Annotated in this window: 11 protein-coding genes; 8 read left to right on the top strand and 3 right to left on the bottom strand. The window is 48.6% G+C overall.

Going from position 1 to position 6,045, the window contains the following annotated elements; genetic code table 11:
* Positions 1 to 116: 116 nt before the first annotated feature.
* The 7 genes from JW883_07475 (at position 117) to JW883_07445 (ending at position 2,637) form a co-directional block, all read left to right on the top strand.
* Positions 117 to 320, top strand: coding sequence for a type II toxin-antitoxin system HicB family antitoxin (locus JW883_07475; protein ID MBN1842103.1), 204 nt, complete (start codon positions 117 to 119; stop codon positions 318 to 320).
* Positions 321 to 322: 2 nt separating this feature from the next.
* A complete protein-coding gene (locus JW883_07470) occupies positions 323 to 547 on the top strand; it encodes a type II toxin-antitoxin system HicA family toxin (protein MBN1842102.1) in 225 nt (74 codons plus the stop codon).
* Positions 548 to 644: 97 nt separating this feature from the next.
* Positions 645 to 1,247: a hypothetical protein gene (locus JW883_07465; protein MBN1842101.1), complete on the top strand. Its 603-nt coding sequence runs from the start codon at positions 645 to 647 to the stop codon at positions 1,245 to 1,247.
* A gap of 93 nt (positions 1,248 to 1,340) precedes the next feature.
* Positions 1,341 to 1,577 carry a DUF4160 domain-containing protein gene (locus JW883_07460; protein ID MBN1842100.1) on the top strand — a complete coding sequence of 79 codons (237 nt, stop codon included), beginning with the start codon at positions 1,341 to 1,343 and terminating at the stop codon, positions 1,575 to 1,577.
* Positions 1,558 to 1,878, top strand: a complete 321-nt coding sequence (locus tag JW883_07455; protein ID MBN1842099.1) for a DUF2442 domain-containing protein — start codon at positions 1,558 to 1,560, stop codon at positions 1,876 to 1,878. The genes JW883_07460 and JW883_07455 overlap by 20 nt, the downstream gene beginning before the upstream one ends.
* A gap of 187 nt (positions 1,879 to 2,065) precedes the next feature.
* Complete coding sequence (locus tag JW883_07450) at positions 2,066 to 2,320, top strand: AbrB/MazE/SpoVT family DNA-binding domain-containing protein (protein ID MBN1842098.1); 255 nt, start codon at positions 2,066 to 2,068, stop codon at positions 2,318 to 2,320.
* Positions 2,308 to 2,637 (top strand): type II toxin-antitoxin system PemK/MazF family toxin, encoded by a 330-nt coding sequence (locus JW883_07445; GenBank protein ID MBN1842097.1) that lies wholly within the window; start codon positions 2,308 to 2,310, stop codon positions 2,635 to 2,637. Before JW883_07450 ends, JW883_07445 begins: the two co-directional genes overlap by 13 nt.
* 280 nt (positions 2,638 to 2,917) lie before the next feature.
* On the opposite strand, the gene JW883_07440 is transcribed toward JW883_07445, so the two are convergent.
* Genes JW883_07440 through JW883_07430 form a run of 3 tightly spaced genes read right to left on the bottom strand, consistent with a single transcriptional unit; the run spans position 2,918 to position 4,871 of the window.
* Positions 2,918 to 3,964, bottom strand: coding sequence for a transposase (locus tag JW883_07440; protein MBN1842096.1), 1,047 nt, complete (start codon positions 3,962 to 3,964; stop codon positions 2,918 to 2,920).
* A 2-nt stretch (positions 3,965 to 3,966) separates the two neighbouring features.
* Positions 3,967 to 4,173 carry a tyrosine-type recombinase/integrase gene (locus JW883_07435; GenBank protein ID MBN1842095.1) on the bottom strand — a complete coding sequence of 69 codons (207 nt, stop codon included), beginning with the start codon at positions 4,171 to 4,173 and terminating at the stop codon, positions 3,967 to 3,969.
* Positions 4,116 to 4,871, bottom strand: a complete 756-nt coding sequence (locus JW883_07430) for a site-specific integrase (protein ID MBN1842094.1) — start codon at positions 4,869 to 4,871, stop codon at positions 4,116 to 4,118. Before JW883_07430 ends, JW883_07435 begins: the two co-directional genes overlap by 58 nt.
* A gap of 407 nt (positions 4,872 to 5,278) precedes the next feature.
* Here JW883_07430 and JW883_07425 point away from each other — a divergent pair, with 407 nt between their 5' ends.
* Complete coding sequence (locus JW883_07425; protein ID MBN1842093.1) at positions 5,279 to 5,743, top strand: tetratricopeptide repeat protein; 465 nt, start codon at positions 5,279 to 5,281, stop codon at positions 5,741 to 5,743.
* Positions 5,744 to 6,045: the final 302 nt, after the last annotated feature.

Here is a 6,045-nt window from a genome sequence, read left to right as displayed (position 1 = left end):
TGAACGCTGATACCATAGTGTTTATAAAGGGGTACTCACTCAATTCTGCACTACCCCCAAAAATTTCAAATATCTTTGGCTAGCTTTTGGAATTTGAAAAGAAGGAGGATTGGAGAATGGTCCGTGAGTTCAATGTAGTTATCGAAAGGGATGAAGACGGATACTTCGTGGCGACGGTTCCGGCTCTTCGCGGTTGCCATACACAGGCGAAGTCACTCGATGTCTTGATGAAGCGGATTAGGGAAGCGATTGAACTTTGCCTTGAAGTTGAGGAGCCTACAACCACAGAATTCGTGGGCGTCCAGCGCGTGGCGGTTTGAGTATGGGCACATTTCCATCCGTGACCGGGGGCCGTCTTATCAAAGCTTTGGCTCGGTTGGGCTTTGAAGTCATCCGAAGCAGGGGCAGCCATCATTTTCTTCGCCATCCTGATGGTCGATGCACTGTTGTTGCAGTGCATCGGGGGGAGACCGTCAGCCGAGGCCTCATGGCGCAAATTCTGAGAGACTGCGAGATTACAAGAGAGGACCTTCAAAATGTGCTTTGAGCGAACAAGCGGCTCCACCGGATCGGCCATAAAGTGGGCCTCCCGGTGACCCGCAGCGTTGGGCATCTAGGAATATCATCACATAAAAGAGATCACCATGAGAGACTTATTCACGCTGGCCTCAACACTGATGTTGCTCTGCATTTGTTCGCTGCCAAATTCGTGGTCGGAAACGAAACCTGCTGACTTCCGTGGCGCGACTTGGGGCATGTCTCCTGATGAGGTTAAATCCACCGAGACAGGCACCCCCTTTATTGAAGGGAAAGCATCTGAACCGAAAATGGCACTCGGCTACAAAGACATAATCGATACCCTCAGTTGTCATGTCGCTTACACCTTATTCCATGGCAAGCTCGTCAGTGGCATGTACATAATAAAGGAAGAGCATACCAATCAAACAGACTACCTGGACGATTTTAAGCGTTTGTGGGTCGCACTCTCGGAAAAGTACGGCAAACCAGTCATCGATAGAACGAATTGGAAAAACGAGCTTTACAAGAACGATCCTAGCCATTGGGGAACAGCCGTCGCAGTAGGGCACATGACGAAGGGATCAAAATGGGAGACACCCAATACGGACATAATCCTTTCGCTTCATGGCGACAATTTCAAGATAGGCCTCCTAATCACATACACCAGTAAAGAGTTCAAATACTTGGATGAAGAGCTGAAGAAGAAAGAGGTAAAGAAGAAACTCTGAGCCCAACATCCGCTCCAACTCGTCCGGAAAAAGCACCGGCGGGTTTAGCGGGCAGTTGGGGGAAACAATAATAAAAAAGAAAAGGTAAATTGAATGCCAACAGTTTTCAGATCCGGTCCTTATCGATTCTTTTTTTATGCAGGCGATCGAGATGAACCACACCACATTCATGTCGAACGAGACGATAAAGTGGCAAAGTTCTGGCTTGATCCAATCCGCCTTCAAAACAGTGGGGGCTTCAATCGTCTTGAATTAAAGCAGATCCGGAGTATAATTGAAGAAAACCAAGAATATTTCGTGGAGGCATTGAATGAATTTTTTGGCCGTTGAAATAGAAATCCCTTATGCCGTGGATGTCCATGCAACAGAGGACACCCTGACCGTTGAGCTTAGTGACGGACGGACCATTTCGGTTCCCTTAGGTTGGTACCCTCGCCTTGAGCATGGCAGCCCTGATGAACGATCAAATTGGCGACTTATCGGAAAAGGTCAAGGGATCCACTGGGAAGACATAGACGAAGATATAAGTGTGGAAGGTCTTGTTGCTGGAAGGCCATCAGGCGAAAGTCAGGCTTCTTTCAAAAAGTGGCTTCAGAGCCGACAATCTTCCCCAACATCCCAGTGCACCTGAGCGGCTATTGCCTGCGGTTTTCAAAACTGGGCGCTATTAGAATCTCCTTCGTCCAGATTGGGGTTTTATTTTATTCCCCGCCGCCAGGTGACCGGGGCGTTGGGCCAAAAAATACATTATTAATTTTCCGGTTGACATTACATTTATATGTAATTACAATGTGACTACCTATAAAGGAGGTGGCACTATGAGGGCAAGTATAATAAAAATAGGCAATTCTAAGGGGTTACGTATTCCAAAACCCATTCTTGAACAAACCGGTATCAGGGATGACGTCGAGATAGAGTTGGAAAAAAACCAGATTATTATCCGTCCTGTTCAAAATGCCCGGGAAGGGTGGGACAAAGCTTTCAAAAAAATGGCGGAAAAAGGTGATGACAAGCTGATCATAGACGATAGAGACATTACAAATTCATGGGATGATGAAGAATGGCAATGGTAATAAACCGTTTTGATGTTTTTCTGGTCGGACTTGACCCTACTGTCGGGTCTGAAATTCAGAAAACAAGACAATGTCTGGTTGTTTCGCCTGACGAAATGAATGAAAACATTAGAACAGCCATTGTCGCACCAATGACATCCGCAACAAAGGAATACCCTACCAGAGTCTCCTGCCGGTTTAGAAAAAAAACAGGCCAAATTGTACTAGACCAGATTAGAACGATAGATAAGTCACGACTTATTAAAAGACTTGGGACAATTGACTCAAAGGCTCAATTAGACGTCGTTTCAGTTTTGCAGCTCATGTTTGCATTTTAGCCACAGCCCAACGAATAAGGATAGATCGTGAGAGCGAAGCGAACCACGATCTTATCCTGTAGTTGGACAAGCCCGCCGGAATTCGGGCTGTGTCAATATATAGGCAAATATATTTTTTGGAATGGGAGGCGGTAACATCCGGGAATGGATGAAAGCTTTTTTTAGGGCGAGCAAGATCGCTTAGCTCGCAATGAAGCTAAAAAAGGCGGAACTTATGTCATAGAGAAGAACAAATCCTCCTGTGATTGAGCAAATGACAGGTGATAGCCGATAGGGGGTGTTATCCTGATGACCAGGGCGGTTGACCGATAGCCAGTATTCTCATAGGTGCCTGACACTTAGGGCACTTAAAGACCGGCCGGGGTCTTGTTTCACAGGCTTGAATCAAAACCTGCACAACTAACTGGACCAAGGACAACAGCTTTTTGGCCTTGCCATGCAAAAAACCATAGTCTCTTGCTCGACGAAAGCCTTTGGGCAAAACATGTTGTAAGACCAGCCACAGGAAGTCTTCGCCCTTTACGGAGCGGTAACGGATTTTGCCGGTGCGGCTTTCGACGTATTTGAAGGTGACATTGCCATCATGATTGGACACGATATTGTTTTCAGGGATGACGCCCCGGTATAGGTACCGCGACAAGTATTTCAAAGCGGACGGACCCGTTCCGGCGCGTCTGCAGTCAACCACCCATTTTCGTGGGGAATTTGGCAAGCTGAGTCCGGCTTTGGTCGCCGTTTCGCGAAAGCGGGCGCGAAACACTTTGGCCAGGGCGAATTCATTGAACAGGTACTTGCTTTTTTTCTTTTTCCATTGTCTTTTGGCTTTATCCACGCCGCCGCCTGGTACTACGACATGGACATGCGGGTGATAACCCAGGCGCCGGTTATGAGTATGCAGCACTGCGGTCATACCGATGTCGGCACCGAGATTCTTGGGGTTCAGGCCGAAGTCCTTCAGCGTGCTGGAAGCGCATGCAAAAAGGAGTTTATAAACGAGGGCTTGGTGATTCCAGGCCAGGAATCTGAGCTCATAGGGAAGCGTAAAGGTTGCCATGAAGTACTCGACTGGAAGGAGCTTTTTCTGTTGGCGATTCAGCCAGAGCGAGGTTTCATGGTTCTGGCATTGTGGGCAGCTGCGATGCCCACAGGAACGGGGCTGCAACATAGTATGACCGCAGTGGCTGCATTGCACGAGCAACTGGCCGGCATCCGGTGTCCGGCATCGGCTGATCGCCTGGATGGCGCGCAGATGGCCTGGCAAAAGCCGTGAGCCGTATTTGGTCTGCAAGGCCTCGTGGTACTTATCCATGAGGGAGGCGAGTTTCATGATTATAGCCTCCTCAGATCGACGTGCAGGGTGTTGATGAGGCGGTTGATGGTGTCGAAGGAGTTCTGTTCGGTGATGTCGGTCAAATGAGAATAGCGTGCAGTGGTGATCGGGCTGGCGTGACCGAGTAACGCTTGGATATGACGAAGGCTCAGGCCCTGTTCAAGCAGATGGGTGGCGAAACTGTGGCGAAGGGAGTGAATCGATATTTTTTTTTAATCCCGCACTGGGCCACGACCGCTTTCATGGCCGCCTGAGCGCCGCCCCGATCCATGTGCGTGGTGGCCGTGCGGATACGCTCGGGTGATCCTACGGCATTGGGGAATAACCAGCATGGGTTATGATGTTTACACCACAAAGCGCGTAATGCCTGATAGGTGAGGTCGGGCAGTGGAACAAAGCGATCCTTATGGCCCTTGCCGCGCCTGACGTGTATCTGCTTCATTTTTGCATCGACATCCCCCACCTGCAATGCCAGGGTCTCTCCGAGGCGCAGGCCCATGGAATAGGTTGCCAGCAGAAAGGTACGGTATCTCAGCTTGCGTGTGGCGCCGATCAATTGTTCCACTTCGGAGATGGTGAGGATATCGGGGAGAGACTGCACTTTGGGGGCTTTGACGATATTTATCCACTCCCAGTCGCGTTTGAGGACATGCTTCCAGAAGAATTGGAGCCCGTTACGATCAATCTTGACGGTACTCCAAGAATGGGACTCGACAAGATTGGAAAAGTATTCCTCCCGTTGCTCCAGGGTCAGTTGATCGGGGCTGCAATTAAAATGTTCACTGATTCGACGCACAGCCCGAGAGTAGGAATCAATGGTCTTTTGGCTCTTGCCCTGAAGTTTGAGTAAACGCAGGTGACGCTGATAAAGTTCAGTAAACCGATTCTTTTCCGCTTGGATCATGGTATACTCCCTTTTTATAGCGCCCGGAATTGGGCAACTGTGGGAGTATAACTGATTTGAGAGTTTTCCCCCGCGTAGCGGCTTCGTTCAACAACCGCTTGCACAAAGGACCACAAAAGCCGGGCGGCCTTGGCAGGGACAGCTTCATCATTAAACGCACTTCGTCCATAGTAACGGCATTGGGTCGGACCCAAGCCTATAGCGCTCAGCTAATTTCACCCGTTATGTAAAGCTTTACATAACGAATAAAGAATTGATGTTTTGCGAAGCCAAAACATAATTCCGGTTGAAGTAAGCCCTGCCTGTGTAAAGCTTTACATAACGGGTGAATTTATGTAAGCGCTATAGGCGTTTCCCCGGATGAATCGGATGCCACTGCGCAAGGTGTTCTGGCTTATCTTTTTGCCATGACACTACAATACGACAAGGCGGTTTCTCAGGCTGAGCGGGCATTGGTCCTTGATCCGAATTCTTATTCCGTCATCAACAATTGCGGACTTGCCCTAGCCTATTCAGGAAAGCATGAGGAGGCGCTTCCACTGCTTGAGAGGGCGGTACGCCTGAATCCCTCCATAGCCCAATCTTTTGTTATGTCAAGCATGGCTTACCGTGTCGTTGGCCGGTATGAGGATGCGTTCCAACATGCCAAGAAAGCGGTAGAGCGAAACCCCATGAGTCAGCTTGCCCAGATAGCGCTCGCTGTCACATGCATCTTAACGGGACGGGAAGAGGAGGCACACACAGCGGCTGCCCAGGTTCTTAAGATAAGGCCAACATTTTCTTTGGAGCAGTATGGAAGGACACTCCCTTTCAAGGATAAATCTCAAGTTGACCTCGTAACAGACGCACTGCGCAAAGCGGGCCTGAAGTAAAGGAAATCAATTCTTTAAATTGTTCAAAATCCATTGTTCAAAATTGTAAACCTCGGCAAGAAGGCATCTTATAAGGATACAGGGGACGTACGTCAGAATATAAGTTGACAGATCAATTATTAGATAATATTAGGATTTTATGCCACGAAAAGCACGCATAGATGGGCCGGGAGCGTTACATCATATTATAGGCAGGGGGATAGCCCGCAAAAAAATGTTTGATGATAATGCTGACTTCGATTTTTTTCTTGACCGGATGGGCTTGATTTTTAGTGACTCGAAAACACAATGCTTTGCCTGGG

The sequence above is a fragment of the Deltaproteobacteria bacterium genome (genome assembly GCA_016930875.1).
Lineage (GTDB): Bacteria > Desulfobacterota > Desulfobacteria > Desulfobacterales.
The sequence above is the reverse complement of the archived record's forward strand: the minus strand, read 5'-3'. Positions and strand labels throughout refer to the sequence as shown.

What these genes read in the sequence shown, in the direction of transcription:
- JW883_07430 (MBN1842094.1), bottom strand. Translation starts at nt 4,871, where the DNA reads ATGATCCAAGCGGAAAAGAATCGGTTTACTGAACTTTATCAGCGTCAC.
- JW883_07465 (MBN1842101.1), top strand. Translation starts at nt 645, where the DNA reads ATGAGAGACTTATTCACGCTGGCCTCAACACTGATGTTGCTCTGCATT.
- JW883_07470 (MBN1842102.1), top strand. Translation starts at nt 323, where the DNA reads ATGGGCACATTTCCATCCGTGACCGGGGGCCGTCTTATCAAAGCTTTG.
- JW883_07440 (MBN1842096.1), bottom strand. Translation starts at nt 3,964, where the DNA reads ATGAAACTCGCCTCCCTCATGGATAAGTACCACGAGGCCTTGCAGACC.
- JW883_07455 (MBN1842099.1), top strand. Translation starts at nt 1,558, where the DNA reads ATGAATTTTTTGGCCGTTGAAATAGAAATCCCTTATGCCGTGGATGTC.
- JW883_07450 (MBN1842098.1), top strand. Translation starts at nt 2,066, where the DNA reads ATGAGGGCAAGTATAATAAAAATAGGCAATTCTAAGGGGTTACGTATT.
- JW883_07425 (MBN1842093.1), top strand. Translation starts at nt 5,279, where the DNA reads ATGACACTACAATACGACAAGGCGGTTTCTCAGGCTGAGCGGGCATTG.
- JW883_07445 (MBN1842097.1), top strand. Translation starts at nt 2,308, where the DNA reads ATGGCAATGGTAATAAACCGTTTTGATGTTTTTCTGGTCGGACTTGAC.
- JW883_07460 (MBN1842100.1), top strand. Translation starts at nt 1,341, where the DNA reads ATGCCAACAGTTTTCAGATCCGGTCCTTATCGATTCTTTTTTTATGCA.
- JW883_07475 (MBN1842103.1), top strand. Translation starts at nt 117, where the DNA reads ATGGTCCGTGAGTTCAATGTAGTTATCGAAAGGGATGAAGACGGATAC.